The sequence below is a fragment of the Roseobacter sp. AzwK-3b genome (assembly GCF_000170875.1).
Lineage (GTDB): Bacteria > Pseudomonadota > Alphaproteobacteria > Rhodobacterales > Rhodobacteraceae > Roseovarius > Roseovarius litoreus.
Genome location: NZ_ABCR01000001.1, coordinates 385,249 through 400,304, shown reverse-complemented (window position 1 = coordinate 400,304; position 15,056 = coordinate 385,249). Strand labels below are relative to the sequence as shown.

At 65.0% G+C, this 15,056-nt stretch carries 14 protein-coding genes; 7 read left to right on the top strand and 7 right to left on the bottom strand.

Features of this window, described 5'->3' with window-relative positions:
• Positions 1-32: 32 nt before the first annotated feature.
• The 4 genes from rbfA to RAZWK3B_RS01730 all read left to right on the top strand — a co-directional run bounded on the left by rbfA (position 33) and on the right by RAZWK3B_RS01730 (position 2,715).
• A complete protein-coding gene (rbfA, locus tag RAZWK3B_RS01745) occupies positions 33-428 on the top strand; it encodes a 30S ribosome-binding factor RbfA (protein ID WP_037294954.1) in 396 nt (131 codons plus the stop codon).
• On the top strand, positions 415-1,164 hold the full coding sequence (locus tag RAZWK3B_RS01740; RefSeq protein WP_157132104.1) for a phosphodiester glycosidase family protein: 750 nt from the start codon (positions 415-417) through the stop codon (positions 1,162-1,164). Before rbfA ends, RAZWK3B_RS01740 begins: the two co-directional genes overlap by 14 nt.
• A gap of 76 nt (positions 1,165-1,240) precedes the next feature.
• Positions 1,241-2,146, top strand: coding sequence for a tRNA pseudouridine(55) synthase TruB (truB, locus tag RAZWK3B_RS01735; protein ID WP_007811653.1), 906 nt, complete (start codon positions 1,241-1,243; stop codon positions 2,144-2,146).
• Entirely contained in the window at positions 2,143-2,715 is a 573-nt protein-coding gene (locus RAZWK3B_RS01730; RefSeq protein ID WP_007811652.1) for a DUF1643 domain-containing protein, read from the top strand. Before truB ends, RAZWK3B_RS01730 begins: the two co-directional genes overlap by 4 nt.
• A 179-nt stretch (positions 2,716-2,894) precedes the next feature.
• Here the strand turns inward: RAZWK3B_RS01730 and RAZWK3B_RS01725 are convergent, their stop codons facing one another.
• The 6 genes from RAZWK3B_RS01725 to rpiA all read right to left on the bottom strand — a co-directional run bounded on the left by RAZWK3B_RS01725 (position 2,895) and on the right by rpiA (position 9,150).
• On the bottom strand, positions 2,895-4,292 hold the full coding sequence (locus RAZWK3B_RS01725) for a Do family serine endopeptidase (RefSeq protein WP_083798940.1): 1,398 nt from the start codon (positions 4,290-4,292) through the stop codon (positions 2,895-2,897).
• A gap of 223 nt (positions 4,293-4,515) precedes the next feature.
• Positions 4,516-4,713: a DUF2065 domain-containing protein gene (locus RAZWK3B_RS01720; RefSeq protein WP_007811649.1), complete on the bottom strand. Its 198-nt coding sequence runs from the start codon at positions 4,711-4,713 to the stop codon at positions 4,516-4,518.
• Complete coding sequence (gene hflC, locus RAZWK3B_RS01715; RefSeq protein ID WP_083798938.1) at positions 4,710-5,747, bottom strand: protease modulator HflC; 1,038 nt, start codon at positions 5,745-5,747, stop codon at positions 4,710-4,712. Before hflC ends, RAZWK3B_RS01720 begins: the two co-directional genes overlap by 4 nt.
• Positions 5,747-6,913 (bottom strand): FtsH protease activity modulator HflK, encoded by a 1,167-nt coding sequence (gene hflK / locus RAZWK3B_RS01710; protein WP_007811647.1) that lies wholly within the window; start codon positions 6,911-6,913, stop codon positions 5,747-5,749. Before hflK ends, hflC begins: the two co-directional genes overlap by 1 nt.
• Before the next feature lie 67 nt (positions 6,914-6,980).
• A complete protein-coding gene (gene gor / locus RAZWK3B_RS01705; RefSeq protein ID WP_007811646.1) occupies positions 6,981-8,336 on the bottom strand; it encodes a glutathione-disulfide reductase in 1,356 nt (451 codons plus the stop codon).
• Between the two features lie 25 nt (positions 8,337-8,361).
• Entirely contained in the window at positions 8,362-9,150 is a 789-nt protein-coding gene (gene rpiA / locus RAZWK3B_RS01700) for a ribose-5-phosphate isomerase RpiA (RefSeq protein WP_007811644.1), read from the bottom strand.
• A 222-nt stretch (positions 9,151-9,372) separates the two neighbouring features.
• On the opposite strand from rpiA, the gene RAZWK3B_RS01695 reads away from it, so the two are divergent.
• Positions 9,373-10,077 (top strand): glutathione S-transferase family protein, encoded by a 705-nt coding sequence (locus tag RAZWK3B_RS01695; RefSeq protein WP_007811643.1) that lies wholly within the window; start codon positions 9,373-9,375, stop codon positions 10,075-10,077.
• A gap of 189 nt (positions 10,078-10,266) precedes the next feature.
• On the top strand, positions 10,267-11,640 hold the full coding sequence (locus RAZWK3B_RS01690) for an L-serine ammonia-lyase (RefSeq protein WP_007811641.1): 1,374 nt from the start codon (positions 10,267-10,269) through the stop codon (positions 11,638-11,640).
• A gap of 30 nt (positions 11,641-11,670) precedes the next feature.
• Here RAZWK3B_RS01690 and RAZWK3B_RS01685 read toward each other — a convergent pair whose 3' ends face one another.
• Positions 11,671-12,345 (bottom strand): thiamine diphosphokinase, encoded by a 675-nt coding sequence (locus RAZWK3B_RS01685; protein ID WP_007811640.1) that lies wholly within the window; start codon positions 12,343-12,345, stop codon positions 11,671-11,673.
• Positions 12,346-12,493: 148 nt separating this feature from the next.
• Between RAZWK3B_RS01685 and RAZWK3B_RS01680 the strand changes: the two genes are divergently transcribed.
• Positions 12,494-14,995, top strand: coding sequence for a hypothetical protein (locus RAZWK3B_RS01680; protein ID WP_007811638.1), 2,502 nt, complete (start codon positions 12,494-12,496; stop codon positions 14,993-14,995).
• The last annotated feature ends 61 nt before the right edge of the window (positions 14,996-15,056 follow it).

Genomic DNA, 15,056 nt, shown 5'->3' with positions numbered 1-15,056 from the left:
GCAAAGGCCCGCAGAGCGATTAGATGCGCTGCATGGCAAAGAACAAGTCTCATGATGGTCAGGGCCCTTCTCAGCGCCAGCTTCGCGTGGGCGAGCTTGTGCGCCGGACGCTGTCGGACCTGCTGATGCGCGGCGATGTGCATGACCCCGAGCTGAACCGCATGTCGGTGACCGTGGGCGAGGTGCGCGTGTCGCCCGATCTCAGGATCGCGACGGCCTATGTGCTGCCTCTGGGCGGTGACGGGCAGGAGCAGGTGATCGATCTGCTGGCGCGCAACCGGGGCGAATTGCGCCGGCTGATCGGCAAGAAGCTCGACCTGAAATATGTGCCCGATCTGCGGTTCCGCATCGACGAGACCTTCGACCGCATGGACGAGACCCGCCGCATGTTCGCCGATGAAAAGGTGCGACGGGATGTCGAAAGCTAGGGCGTTGCGCTGGGCCGCGGTGCTGTGTGCCTTGGCCGGGCCTGCGGCGGCTGTCGAGTGCGCAGCGGTCGAGCATCTGGGGCAATCCTTCACGGTCTGCACGGTGGATGCAACTTCGTCCGATCTGCGGCTGTTCCTGCGCGATGCGGAGACGGGGCGCCCGTTGGCCAGTTTCGGCAATGTCGAGGAACGGCTGGAAGCGGCGGGCGAGCGTTTGGTCTTTGCGATGAACGCGGGCATGTATCACAGCGATCGCCGACCCGTGGGCCATTACGTCGAGGATGGTGTGGCGCTGGCGCCGGTGATCTCGTCGGCGGGACCGGGGAATTTCGGGATGCTGCCCAACGGGGTGTTCTGCATCGCGGAGGGCTGGGCCGATGTGGTGGAAACGCTGCGCTTCGTCGAAGAGGCGCCCGCTTGCCGCCATGCGACCCAGTCTGGGCCGATGCTGGTGATCGACGGCGCGCTGCATCCGCGTTTCCTGCCCGATAGCGACAGCCGGCATGTGCGCAACGGGGTTGGAAGCTCAGACGATGGGCGCACGGTCTGGTTCGCGATTTCCGAGGCGCCGGTGACCTTCCACGACTTCGGCACGCTGTTTCGCGATATGCTGGGGGCAGAGCAGGCGCTTTACTTCGACGGCAGCATCTCGCGGCTCTATGTTCCGGCGCTCAACCGCCATGATGGCGGCTTCCCGATGGGACCGATCGTCGGCGTGGTGGCGCCGCAGGGCTGATCGGGCACCTGCCGAATTGACAGCGCGCGGGGCTTGGGCTACGCCCGCGCCTCCACCCCGGATGAAGGACAGGACCATGGCACGCAAACGCAAGGGGCGCGATCTTTCCGGCTGGCTGGTCGTGGACAAGCCCGCAGGGCTGACATCCACCGCCGTGGTCAACAAGGTGCGCTGGGCGCTGCAGGCGCAAAAGGCGGGGCATGCCGGCACGCTCGATCCCGAGGCGACCGGCGTTCTGGCCGTGGCGCTGGGCGAGGCCACCAAGACCGTTCCCTATATCACCGAGGCGCTGAAAGCCTATGACTTCACCGTGCGTTTGGGGCAGGCCACCAATACCGATGACGCCGAAGGCGAGGTGATCGCCCAGAGCGACGCGCGCCCCGATGATGCCGCCATCAAGGAGGCGCTGCATGGCTTCGTCGGCGAGATCATGCAGGTGCCCCCGAAATATTCCGCCGTCAAGATCGACGGCCAGCGCGCCTATAAGCTGGCCCGCGACGGAGAGACGTTCGAGGTCGAGGCCCGCCCTCTCTGGGTCGAGGAACTGGTGATGATCGCGCGCCCCGATGTCGATCACGTGGTGCTGGAAATGACCTGCGGCAAGGGCGGCTATGTGCGCGCGATCGCCCGTGATCTGGGCGCGGTGCTGGGATGTTTCGGCCATGTCACAAAGCTGCGGCGCATCTGGTCGGGACCGTTCCGCGCCGAGGACGGGCTGAGCCTCGACGAGATCGACAGGCTGGCGCGCACGCCCGAGCTTGACGCCTTTGTGCGCCCTCTGGAAGAAGGGCTCGGTGAGTTGCCCGAACTGCGCTGCACCGATGTGGGGCTGGCGCGGCTGAAGAACGGCAATCCCGGCATGGTGATCGCCTCGGATGTCGAATATGGCGAGGAATGCTGGGCCTCCTATGACGGTCGGGCCGTCGCGGTGGGCCGCTACAAGGCGGGCGAGCTGCACCCCAGCCGCGTCTTCAACCAGTGACCGGGTCAGCCACCGGACCGGAAGGGCACGACCCGGGCGGCAAGGTCCGCCTCAAGTTGCCCGACGGGGTGACCGGCGGCGCGCGCTTTTCCGACTGCGGCCGCTACCGCCAGATGCTCAGCCGCGACTGGACACCGACGGATGCCGTGCCGCGCGCGGTGCTTTTCGTGGGCATGAACCCATCGGTCGCGGCGGCCGAGGTCTCGGACCCGACATGCCACCGCGAATTGATCTTCGCGCGCGACTGGGGCTTTACCCGCTATCTCAAGGGCAATGTGCTGGACTGGCGCGCCACCGCGCCGCGCGACCTGCCCGCCGATCCCGATCTTGCTTGCAGCCCGGCCAATATCCCGGCGCTGACCGAGATGGCGCAGGAGGCCGAGCTGATCGTCATGGCCTATGGCAAATTGCACACCCGCTTCCAGCCGGTGGTGCGCGCGGTGCTGGCGGCGATGTCGGGCACGGGCAAGCCGATCAAATGCCTCGGTCTGAACAAGGACGGATCGGCAAAGCACCCGCTCTACCTGCGCAAGGACACGCCGCTGATGGATTTCCCCATCCCGGCGTGAGTGCATGTGTCCGACCATGGATGCCTCCGGCGGGAGTATTTGGGGAACGATGAAAGACGCGCCGCGCGCGCGTTTCTTCTGGCCGGAAATATCCCGGGGGTTTGGGGGCTGGCCCCCAATCCGCACCGACGAAAAAGGGCGCCCCGGAAGGCGCCCTTGATCATTCATTGGCCAAAAGCTCAGTTCTCGCTGTCGATCGGCAGCGCCACGAAGCGCGGTTCGCCGGAGCGGCGGATCAGAAGCAGGATGGATTTGCGTCCCGCGTCGCGCGCCTCGCTGATGCGGTCCTCGAGATCGCTGATGCTCGCCACGTTTTGCTGACCGGCTTCGGTGATCAGGTCACCCGCGCGCACGCCTTTTTCATAGGCTTCCGAGAGGTCGTCCACATCGGTCACGACAAGCCCGGTCACATCCGAGCCGAGATCGAGCTGGCCACGCAGCTCGTCATCGAGGGGGCTGATGGTGAGGCCCATCATTTCCTGCTCGGAGGGTTCGGCGGGCGTGTCCGGGCCGGGCTGGGCGGTCGGCACGGCGCCCTCTGCAACCTCGCGGCGGCCGAGCGTGACCTTGAGCGTCTGGGTCTTGCCCTCGCGGAACACGGTGACACGCACGGCTTTGCCGACCTCGGTATTGCCGACCTGACGCACGAGGCCGCGGGTGTCGTTCACTTGCGTGCCGTCGAAGCTGAGGATCACGTCGCCGGCTTGCATGCCGGCTTCGGATGCGGGGCCTTCGGGCACGTCGGTGACAAGCGCGCCGCGGACCTCTTCGAGGCCCATGGCTTCGGCCACATCCTCGGTCACGTCCTGGATGCGCACGCCGAGCCAGCCGCGGCGGGTTTCGCCGTATTCCTTGAGCTGGTCGATCACCCGCGTCACCACGTTCGAGGCCATCGAGAAGCCGATTCCGATCGAGCCGCCGGTGGGCGACAGGATCGCGGTGTTCACGCCGATCACCTGCGCGTCCATGTTGAACAGCGGTCCACCCGAATTGCCGCGGTTGATCGCCGCGTCGGTCTGGATGTAGTCGTCATAGGTGCCGCTGAGGGCGCGGTTGCGCGCCGACACGATGCCGGCGCTGGCCGAGAAGCCCTGACCGAGGGGGTTGCCCATGGCCATCACCCAGTCGCCCACGCGGGCGGTGTCGCTGTCGCCGAAGGTGACGAAAGCCAAGGGCTGATCGGCTTTCACCTTGAGCAGGGCGATATCGGTCTTGGGGTCGGTGCCGATCACCTCGGCCACCAGTTCCTCGCCCGAGAAAAACTCGATGATGATTTCGTCGGCGGCTTCGATCACGTGGTTGTTGGTCACCACGAAGCCGTCTTCGGAGATCACGAAGCCCGAGCCCAAGGCCGAGCTGCGGCGCGGGCGGTCGCCATCGCCGTTGCGATCGCGGAATTCACGGAAGAAATCTTCGAAGGGCGAGCCTTCGGGCACGATGGGGGAGGGGCCGGCGCCTTCGGCGACCACGGTCGAAGTGGTGATGTTGACCACTGCGGGGCTGACCCGGTCGGCCAGATCGGCGAAACTTTCGGGGCGCGCCAGCGCGACAAGCGCCTGAGCGACGATCAGCGCCATGGTCAGTGCTGTCAGCCAGAGCGCCCGGAGGGCGGAGGGGCTGACTTTGGGGATGGATGCGGATTGGCCTGTCACAGCGGAATCTCCTTGGCTTTGTCCGGAAGCGCGCGGACCTCTGCCCGCACGCCCTGTGGTCCTATGACCATCATTTAGGCGTTGTCCGCGCAAACGCAAAGATCGCAACACGGTGTCACGGCCATGTGAAAGGCAAGTGAACGGGAAATCAAGCGCCAAGCGTCTTTGCAGCCCAGACCATCGCCACCCCGAGCGCCAGCGCGATCAGCCCCATCAGGCGGCGCTGCTCTTCGGAGAGGGTGGTCAGGGCCAGAAGCATCCGCTCCAAAAGCGAAGGGGCCAGCGCATAGACCAGCCCCTCCACGATCAGCACCAGCCCGAGGGCCAGAAGCAGCGTTTCGATCAATTCGTCACTCCGCTGGCCGCGTCACCGGAACCGGATTGCGATTCTTCTTCCATCCGCTGGCGTTCCATCTCGGGCAGATCGGGAGAGATCTGCACCTCGGGGGCCATGTCGCGCAGGCTGTCGATGTCGACGCCCAGATTTTCGACCGCGATCAGGCCGTCGGCGCGCACCGCGTTGAACATCTCGGACAGGAATTCGCTGTCGGGCGAGAAGACCAGCGTGGAGTTGTCACCCTGCAAAGACCGCTCCATCGCAGAGAGCGAGCGGTAGAAGGTGAAGAACTCGGGGCTGTCACCGAAGGCTTCGGCGTAGATCCGGGTGCGTTCGGCATCGGCTTCACCGCGGGTGATCTCGGCCTCACGCTCGGCTTGCGAGACGGTTTCCACCACGGTCCGGTCGGCGGCGGCGCGGACGCGCTGGGCGGCCTCGTTACCACGGGCGATTTCGTCGGCGGCTTCGCGTTCACGTTCGGCGCGCATCCGGGCGAAGGTGGCGTCGAGGTTCTGCTGGGGCAGGTTGGTCTGCTTCAGCCGGACGTCGACAATCTCCAGACCGAGGCTTTCGGCGCTGGCGCGCGCATTGGCGCGGATGCGGCGGGCCAGATCGCCCCGCTGTGGCGAGAGGATCGTGTCCGACGTGACCTGATCGGCACCCAGAACCTCGCGGATCTGGGCATTGAGGATCGACGAAAGACGATCCTCGGCGGTGCGGATACCGCCGACGCCCACGGCTTGACGGAACTGGACCACATCGGTGATCCGGTAGCGCGCGAAGGCATCGACCACCAGACGGCGGTCGTCCGAGGGCGTCACCTCGATCGTGTCGGTGTCGAGCGACAGGATACGGTCATCGTATTTGACGACTTCCTGAATGAGCGGCAGCTTGAAGCCGAGGCCCGGTTCTTCGACGACCTGTTTGATCTGGCCGAACTGGAGAACCAGCGCCTTTTCACGTTCGTCCACGATAAAGATCGAGGCCATGAAGCCGACGACCGCGATGGCCAGAATCGGCAGAAGCATTGCGGATTTACGCATCAGTTCGAGCCCCCGTTGCTGGAGTTGGACGTGCCGCGACGCAGCTCGTTGAGCGGCAGATAGGGCACGACGCCTTGTCCGTTGCCTGCGCCGCTGTTTTCATCGATCAGGATCTTGTCGAGCTGACCAAGCGTGCGTTCGACGGTTTCAAGATACAGGCGGCGCTGCGTCACTTCCGGTGCCAGGTTGAACTCCTGGCTGACGGCCACGAAGCGGCTGGCTTCACCGATGGCTTCGTTCACCACGCGGGCGCGGTAGCCTTCGGCCTCTTCGATGATCCGGGCGCCTTCGCCGCGGGCTTCGGCCAGAACGCGGTTGGCATAGGCATCGGCCTGACGCTGCAGGCGGTCGCGTTCCTGTTCGGCGGCCTGCACCTCGCGGAAGGCGTCGATCACCTCTCGCGGGGGGTCGGCCGTATCGAGGTTGACCCGCACGATGTTGATGCCGCTGTCATAGTCGTCCAGCGTTGCCTGGATATTTTCCCGCGCGGTGTCGGCGATCAGACCACGATCCCGGTTGAGAATCGGCGCCAGCGTGCTGGCGGCGATGATCTCGCGCATGACGGATTCGGACACCGCCTGCACGGTCAGCTGCGGGTCACGCATGTTGAACAGAAGCTTGGCCGGGTCCGAGATGTTCCAGACAACCTGGAAATCGATATCCACGATGTTCGCATCGGTGGTCAGCATGAGGCCATCATTGCCGCTGCGACCGCCGCCCACTTCTTCGGTCCGTTCCGAGGTCACGTTGACGACTTCGTAGGTCATCACGGGCCAGGGCGCGAAATTCAGGCCGGGATTGCCGATTGCGGCATATTCGCCCAGAAACAGTTCGACCGACTGCTCTTCGGGTTTGACCGTGTAGAAGCTGGCCGCGCCCCAGAGCACCACGGCGATCACGCCACCGAGCAGGATCGAACCCCGCCCGAATGCCGGGCCGCCACCGCCGCCTGAGCCACCGGCACCGCCGCCCGTGCCACCGCCGCGACCGCCCATCAGGACGCGCAGCTGATCCTGGCCCTTGCGGACCAGTTCGTCGATTTCCGGGATCTGCGGGCCGCCGCCTTCGGGGGGTCTGCGACCGCCCCTGTTGCCACCACGGTTGTCATCCCCGCCGCCGCCTGAATTACCTCCGCCGCCCCATGGGCCGCCAGATTGTCCAGCCATGTGTTACCTTCCTTTACTGTCGTCCCTCCGGGACGTTGTGTCTAACCTGTGCAGCGCGTGCGAAAAATCAAGCGCTGCGCACCGGTTCCCGCATGGTTACGATTTCTTCGGCCATCGTGGGGTGTACCGCAACGGTCCGGTCGAAATCCTCTTTGGTTGCACCCATTTTGACGGCGATCCCCGCCAGTTGGATCATTTCTCCTGCCCCGGGCGCGACGATATGACAGCCCAGAACCCGCCGGGTTTCCTGACTGACGATCAATTTCATCAAGACGCGGTCTTCACGTCCTGCGAACGCCTGCTGCATCGGTTTGAACGAGGTGCAATAGACCTCGATCGGTTCCTGATCGCGGGCCTCTTCCTCGCTCAGGCCGATGGTGCCGAATTCGGGCTGGGTGAAGATCGCCGTCGGGATCAGAGCGTGATCCACCGGGGTGGGGTTGCCGTTGAACACCGTTTCCACAAAGGCCATGCCCTCGCGGATGGCCACGGGGGTCAGGTTCACGCGGTCGGTCACGTCGCCGATGGCATAGATCGACGGCACCGAGGTCTGGCTGTAGGCGTCCACCTCGATGGCGCCGTTGCGGCCCAGCTTCACGCCGGTACGTTCCAGCCCCAGTTCGGGGGTGTTGGGCGCGCGGCCGGTGGCGAACATCACCTGATCGAACACGCGTTCGTCGCCATTGGTGGATTTGACGCGGAAGCCGTGGTCCAGCTTTTCCATCTCGATGATATTGGTGCCCAGATGCAGGCCCACGCCATTGCGGATCATCTCTTCGGAAATCAGCCCGCGCGCCTCTTCGTCGAAGCCGCGCAGGATTTGCGCGCCACGGTAATATTGCGTCACCTCGACGCCGAGCCCGTTCAGGATGCAGGCGAATTCACAGGCGATATAGCCGCCGCCGACAATCAGGATGGAGCGCGGCAATTCATCGAGATGGAAAATCTCGTTGCTGGTGAGCGCATGTTCGGCATCCGGCAGATCGGGCAGCACCGGCCAGCCGCCAGTGGCGATCAGGATATGTTTCGCCGTCTTCGTTCCGCCCGAGGCCAGCTCGACCGTGTGGGCGTCGGCCACCGAGGCGCGGGTGTCGAAGGTCTCGACCCCGCTATTGGCCAGCAGGCGGCGATAGACCCCTTCGAGCCGGTCCAGTTCGGCATGCAGCTTGCCGCGAAACGCGGGCCAGTCGAAGCCGCCGGAATGGACGGTCCAGCCGTAGGATTGCGCATCGGCGATCTGACCGGGATATTCGCTGGCGAAGACCATCAGCTTCTTGGGCACGCAGCCGCGCTGCACACAGGTGCCGCCATAGCGGTCTTCCTCGGCCAGGGCCACCTTTGCGCCGCCCTGCGCCGCAACACGCGCCGCGCGCACGCCGCCCGAGCCGCCGCCGATCACGAAAAGGTCGTAGTCGAAAGTCATGGTCTGCCCTTATTCGGTGTTGGGTTCAGTCCTGCAGATCGGAAAACAGATTGTCGGATTCAAGAAAATCCAGACGATCCTCGGCCACCGTGCCTTCGTTGATGTCGCGGGTTTCCACCCGGCCATCGCCATAGCCCACGATCACGATATCACAGATGTCGATGAACAGCCCGTTTTCCACCACGCCGGGCATCTGGTTGAGCACCATGGCAAGCTGATTGGGCTTGCCGATCCGGCCCAGATGCAGATCGAGAATGTAATTCCCCTCATCGGTGACGAAAGGCCGGTCGCCATTCATCCGCAGGGTCGCGTCGCGGCCTAGCACATCCATCGAGATCAGCATCTCTTCGACCAGCGACTTGGTGGTTTCCCAGCCGAAGGGGATCACCTCGATCGGGAGGGGGAAGGCGCCGAGGGTCTCGACCTCCTTGCCGACATCGGCGATCACGATCATCTGGTCGCTGGCGGTGGCCACGATCTTTTCCTGCAAGAGCGCGCCGCCGCCGCCCTTGATCAGGTTGAGGCTGGCGTCGAATTCATCGGCGCCGTCGATGGTCAGGTCCAGCCAGCGCGCCTCGTCGAGGCTGATGACTTCGATGCCGACCTCGCGGGCAAGATCGGCGGTGCGGGTCGATGTGGGCACGCCCTTGATCTTCAGCCCGTCCTCGCGCACGAGCTCGCCCAGACAGCGGACCATCCAGGCGGCGGTCGATCCTGTGCCCAGCCCGACGCGCATCCCGTCCTCGACATAGTCCACGGAACGTTTGGCGGCGACGAACTTGGCCTTGTCGATGGGCGACAATTCTCCGGTCATGGCAGTGCTCCCCACAGGTTTCGGGGTGTTTATAGGCAAGTTGCGCGCCGGGTGCGAGGGGCAATGACCACGATCTGACACCAGAAAACCGGGTGATCGGGGGGCAATCGCTTGCGAAAGCGATGGGCGGGGGCGTTCGAGGCGCCCCGAGCCGTTGCACCAGCGTCACGGCCATGTCGGTTTCGGGCTGGCGCGGGGCGGGGCGCGCGCTAGGGTGCGGCCATGACACAAAGCTACCGTTTGCATTACGCGCCCGACAACGCCTCGCTTATCATCCGGCTTGCGCTGGAAGAGCTGGGCGTGCCCTATGACACCGCGCTGGTCGACCGCGCCGCACGGGCGCAGCGCTCGCCCGATTACCTGCGGCTCAATCCGATGGGGCTGATCCCGGTGCTGGAAACGCCTGATGGCCCGATCTTCGAGACCGGTGCGATCCTGCTGTGGCTGGCCGACCGGCATGGCGCGCTGATCCCTGCGCCCGATGCACCGGGGCGGGGGGCCGCGCTCAAATGGCTTTTCTTCGTGTCCAACACCCTGCATCCCACCTTGCGCATGACGTTTTATCCCGACGCCTATACCGACGGCGACGCGGACGAACAGGCCCGGCTGCGCGCCCATGCGCAGGTCCGCATCAAAGGGCATCTGGACAAGCTGGATGTGGCGGCGGGCGATCATCCCGATCTGTTCAACGGGGACAGGCCGGGGATCATCGCGCTCTATCTGGGCCCGATCCTGCGCTGGATGGCGCTTTACCCGGAGGATCACACCGCGTGGTTCGATCTTTATGACTGGCCGCGCTTGCGGGCGCTGGCGCTTGGCCTTGAGCGCCGCGCCAGCACAGCCGCCGCCATTCGGGCCGAAGGGCTGGGGCCGCACCCGTTCAGCGATCCGCACCCCGCCGATCCGCCCGAAGGCAGCGCCACCTGACCGGGTGCTGCGCGGCTGAATTTCGGGCAGGGGCGTTAAAATCCGGGCCGTGCATGTCTACATGACAGGGATTGGCGCAGATTTGGATGCTTCGGTCGCTTTTGCGCGCGGCGCGGCGTGCGCTTCGGGTCATAGAGAGATCGGCGACGCCCCAAAGGGCCACCCGGCACATAGCGCAGGAAGGATCACATGTTTCTGTCCGTATTCGAGATGTTCAAGGTCGGGATCGGGCCATCCTCGTCGCATACGATGGGGCCGATGGTGGCTGCCGCGCGCTTTCTGGACAAGATGCGCGCCGCCCCCTTCGAGGCGCATGGCCTGCGCGCATCGCTGCATGGCTCGCTGGCTTTCACCGGCGTGGGACATGCCACCGACCGGGCCACGATCCTTGGGCTGGCGGGGTTCTGCCCCGACGATTACGACCACCACAAGGCCGAAGCCGTGCTTGAGCAGATCCGCGAGACGCATACGCTGCGCCCACCGGGGCTTCCGGAGCTGGCCTTTCACCCCAAGGATGATCTGATCTTCGATTTCGGCCCGAACCTTCCGGGCCATGCCAACGGGATGATCCTGATGGCGACGGACGCGCAGGGCGATGTGATCCTGCAGGAGACCTATTATTCCATCGGCGGCGGTTTCGTGATGACCGAGGGCGAATTGGCCCAAGGGCGCAATACCGACGAGGGCGATCCTGTCCCCTATCCGTTCAAATCCGCCGCCGAGATGCTGGACATGGCGGACCGTTCGGGCAAGACCATCGCCCAGATGAAGAAGGCCAACGAGATTTCGCGTGGCGGGCCGGAAAACCTGCGCTCGGGCGTGGCGCGGCTCTGGCAGGTGATGAATGACTGCATCGAACGCGGCATGCAGACCGATGGCGAATTGCCCGGCGGGCTGCGGGTGCGCCGCCGCGCCAAGGGTATCCGGGACGCGCTGCTGGCCGAACGCGGCACCAACCTGCAGGCGCCGCACAAGATCAATGACTGGATCAGCCTCTATGCCATGGCGGTGAACGAGGAAAACGCCGCGGGCGGGCAGGTGGTGACCGCGCCCACCAATGGCGCCGCCGGGGTGGTGCCTGCCGTGATCAAATACTGGCTCGAGCATGTGCCCGGCGCCTCCGAGGCGCAGATCGAGGATTTCCTGCTGACCGCCGCGGCGATAGGCGGGCTGGTGAAATACAACGCGTCAATTTCGGGCGCCGAGGCCGGGTGTCAGGCCGAGGTGGGCAGCGCCGCGGCGATGGGGGCTGCCGGACTGGCCGCCGTTCTGGGCGGAACGCCCGCGCAGATCGAGAACGCCGCCGAGATCGCGCTTGAGCATCACCTTGGCATGACATGCGATCCGGTCAAGGGGCTGGTGCAGGTGCCTTGCATCGAACGCAACGGGCTGGGTGCGATCAAGGCGGTGTCGGCGGCCTCGCTTGCGCTGCGCGGCGATGGCACGCATCTGGTGCCGCTGGATGCCTGTATCGAAACCATGCGCCAGACCGGCGTCGACATGAGCGAGAAATACAAGGAAACCTCGCTTGGGGGGTTGGCGGTCAACGTGCCCAACTGCTGAAGGACCGCGCCCCGGTTTGACAGGCTGGCGTCACAGATCGGGCCAGACCGCGCGCGATGACAAAAGCGCATCGGCGGCGCGTTCCATCATTGTCTGGGGCAGGATCACCAGCATCTTGGGCGCGGTAAGTGACAGCGTCACTGGTCCTAGCGCCGTGTTCGACGTACCCACCCGCCCATCCGGGGCAAAGTTCAGCCCGTTGATGGCGTATTTCAGCCCGTCCGATATCCCCTCGACCGCGCCCATGGGAAACAGCGACACTGCGCACCCTTCGGGCAGGTCCAGCCGCAATTCGGGGGGTGCCAGGAACACCAGCTCTTCGGTGCCAAGCAGAAGGCAGCGCCGATGGGCAAAGCGCACCAGCGTGTTGTAGGCGGCCAGTTGATGATCCAGACGCGCGCCGGAAAACCCCACGCCGACGATCAGGGGGGCCGCGACATTGGCCATGCATTTGTCGAAATCGGTGCTGTCCTGATCCGGGATATGGTGCAGACTGCCGGGGGCAAGCTGTCCGCGCGCCCAGTCCGACAGCGAATCGAAATCGCCGATCACCGCCTCGGGCCGTGCCCCGTTCACCAGCGCCGCATCGGCCCCGCCATCCGCCGCGATGACCCTTGGCGCCACCGCGCGCGCGCGGTCGAGCATGGATTTATCCACCTCTGCGCCACCGATCAGGGTCACTGGCTCTGTCGCGTTGACAATCATCTCATTTTCCCCGGATTACCTCATTTTAAGGAAACGGATCACATTCTCACCATGAAATGATACGGTAAACTTCTAAGAATCGGGCGTCTTTGGTCTTGGGAAGGATGGTAAACACGAATGTCGCAGGCAAAGCAAAGCGAGCATTCTTATGGTTAGCGGAAGCAAGATATTAACAGTTTCGTATGGCACCTTCTCGTGCACCCTCGAGGGATTCGACGATTCCTTCGAGACGATGAAGGCCATAGCAGAGTATTTCCGCGATCTCGCGGCAGATGATCGGTATTTCGGCGCGGAACCTCCGACGCCGGATGCCGAGATGCTCGCCCGGATCGCCGAGCGTGAGATTTCACGCCGGGTCGACGCCTATCAGAGCGACGGCAGCATCGTGCTGCGCGCCTCGGATGCGGCGGCGCTGACCGGGTTTTCCGGGGTCCGTGTGGCGCCGAAGCCCGCGGCACCTGAACCGGCACCCGAACCAGCGCCAGAAATGACAGCGCCCGCCGCCCCTGATCCGCAGGTGCAGCCCGAGCAAAGCCCGGCCCCCGAGGCGGAGGTCGCGGAAAAAGCGGCGGACCATGCGCCCGAGCCGGTTGCTGCCACTGAACCTGAGGCCGCTGTGGCCGAGGCTCCGGTGGAGGACGCTCAGGTTGAAGAGGCTCCGGTGGACGAGACGCCGGCCAAGCCCGAAGAGGCCGAGGCGCCAGAAGCGCCCGCAGATGCGGTGCCGCCTGTCGATACCGAGGAACCCACCCGGGGCGAGACAGCCGAGACCGCAGCCGCCAGCGCGCTCGAGGAGAGCGCAGAGGATGTCGCCCTTGCCGAGGGTGACGCGATTGCCGAGGAGCCAGAGCTTTCGGACCGCGCCCCCGACGCCCTTGAAGCGCCCGAAACCGAGGAACAAAAGCCGGAGGCGCCCGAACCGCAGGCGCTGCACGAGGCGGATATCGCCGCTCCCGCGCCGCAACAGGCGAGTGACGAAGGGGACGAGGGCGACAGCATCGCCGCCAAGCTGCGCCGCATCCGCTCGGTCGTTCTGCAGTCCGAACGCACGGATACGGGCGATGAATATACCGAGGATCAGCACGCCGAGGTTACCTCTGATCCGCAGGCGTTCCTTGACTCGGCAACCGCCGATCTCAACGCGGCATTGGCCGAGGATGATCTGACCGAAACCGCTGCCGGGTCTGAGGCTCTGGATGTGCCGCAGGATGATCTGGACTCGATCCTTGCCCGGTTCCGCATGGAAGAGGCCGCAGCGGATGAAGCTGAGGCAGAAGAGCCTGTCGAAGATTCTGCCGAGGCGGAAGAGCCTGAGGCAGAGGAGGTTGAGGCAGAAGAGCTTGCCGAAGACCACGCTGAACATTCTGAAATCATTGACGAAACACTGGAAGACGATGAGCAGCCCGAGGCCGGGTCCACTGCCCCTCTCGTTCTGTCGCAGGATAAGCTTGCGCAGCTGAGAGAGGATGCCGTTCCCGCGTCTGACACTCCGCTCGAGCCGCGTGCCGCGGCGCAGCCGGTCGCGGTTGAAACGCCGCTTGATGGGGACACGACCAAGGCGGCCCGCGTCCGGGCGCGCGTCGTCAAGATCAAGCGCAGCGACTATGAGGCCGCGATCGTCGAAGGCTATATCGAGGAAGACGCGTCCGACTCTGACGAGCCCGACACCGACGAGGCCAATGCCAATGTCTTCAACGAGGACATCAACGACTCGACCCTCAGCCCCGAACAAGAGGCCGAGCTTCAGCGTGAACTGGCCGAGGTCGAAGCCGAGATGCGCCAGGGCGAGCGTTCGGATGACATCGACGACGCAGACGATGACCTGTCCTGGTTCTCCGATGATACCGTCTACGAGATCACGGAACCCGCCACCGAGAGGGCGACCGACAGCGAGGCCGATACTGACGCCGATACCGATGCCGACGCAGGGCATGCCGCTGCTGCGCCGGAAATCAAAGGGCGCGACAAGCTTGCCGCCGGGGGTCCGCAGAACGATGTCAGCCGCATGTTCCAAGAGGCCGACAATCAGCGCGACGAGCCTGAATCGAACCGCCGCCGCAGCGTGATCCAGCATCTTCGCGCTGCCGTCGCTGCCACGCGCGCCGACAAAAAGGCTGGGGTCGAGTCCGATCTGGGCAAGGATCAGTCGCCCTACCGGTCGGATCTGGCCGATGTCGTGCGTCCGCGCCGTCCCAATCTCGACGGGGAGCCTGCGCGCACCCGCTCATCGCGCCCCGAGGAAACCCGCCCCGCCCCGCTCAAGCTGGTGGCCGAACAGCGGGTCGATGTGGAAACCCCGCGCGAAGCGATCATGCCGCGCCGGGTGTCGTCCAGCGACCTGCAGGCGGGTCAGATCGGGGATACCGGCTTTGCCGATTTCGTCGAACAGTCCGGCGCGTCCTCATTGCCCGAACTTCTGGAGGCGGCGGCGGCCTATCTGTCGGATGTCGAAGGGCGCCCGCAATTCTCGCGCCCGATGCTGATGGGCAAGCTGCGCGAAGTGACCGGTAGCGACTTCTCGCGCGAGGATGGGTTGCGCAGTTTCGGCAAGCTGTTGCGCGACGGCAAGCTACAAAAGCTCAAAGGCGGGCGGTTCGCGGTCACGGACGACACTGAATTCCGCACGCAAGAGGCTCGCAACGCAGGCTGACTGCCAACCTGCGAACCCTGGGGGGCGCCCGGTCGGGATCATATCCGGCCGGGCGCTTTGC

What these genes read in the sequence shown, in the direction of transcription:
- rbfA (WP_037294954.1), top strand. Translation starts at nt 33, where the DNA reads ATGGCAAAGAACAAGTCTCATGATGGTCAGGGCCCTTCTCAGCGCCAG.
- RAZWK3B_RS01740 (WP_157132104.1), top strand. Translation starts at nt 415, where the DNA reads ATGTCGAAAGCTAGGGCGTTGCGCTGGGCCGCGGTGCTGTGTGCCTTG.
- truB (WP_007811653.1), top strand. Translation starts at nt 1,241, where the DNA reads ATGGCACGCAAACGCAAGGGGCGCGATCTTTCCGGCTGGCTGGTCGTG.
- RAZWK3B_RS01725 (WP_083798940.1), bottom strand. Translation starts at nt 4,292, where the DNA reads ATGGCGCTGATCGTCGCTCAGGCGCTTGTCGCGCTGGCGCGCCCCGAA.
- hflC (WP_083798938.1), bottom strand. Translation starts at nt 5,747, where the DNA reads ATGCGTAAATCCGCAATGCTTCTGCCGATTCTGGCCATCGCGGTCGTC.
- hflK (WP_007811647.1), bottom strand. Translation starts at nt 6,913, where the DNA reads ATGGCTGGACAATCTGGCGGCCCATGGGGCGGCGGAGGTAATTCAGGC.
- gor (WP_007811646.1), bottom strand. Translation starts at nt 8,336, where the DNA reads ATGACTTTCGACTACGACCTTTTCGTGATCGGCGGCGGCTCGGGCGGC.
- rpiA (WP_007811644.1), bottom strand. Translation starts at nt 9,150, where the DNA reads ATGACCGGAGAATTGTCGCCCATCGACAAGGCCAAGTTCGTCGCCGCC.
- RAZWK3B_RS01695 (WP_007811643.1), top strand. Translation starts at nt 9,373, where the DNA reads ATGACACAAAGCTACCGTTTGCATTACGCGCCCGACAACGCCTCGCTT.
- RAZWK3B_RS01690 (WP_007811641.1), top strand. Translation starts at nt 10,267, where the DNA reads ATGTTTCTGTCCGTATTCGAGATGTTCAAGGTCGGGATCGGGCCATCC.
- RAZWK3B_RS01685 (WP_007811640.1), bottom strand. Translation starts at nt 12,345, where the DNA reads ATGATTGTCAACGCGACAGAGCCAGTGACCCTGATCGGTGGCGCAGAG.
- RAZWK3B_RS01680 (WP_007811638.1), top strand. Translation starts at nt 12,494, where the DNA reads ATGGTTAGCGGAAGCAAGATATTAACAGTTTCGTATGGCACCTTCTCG.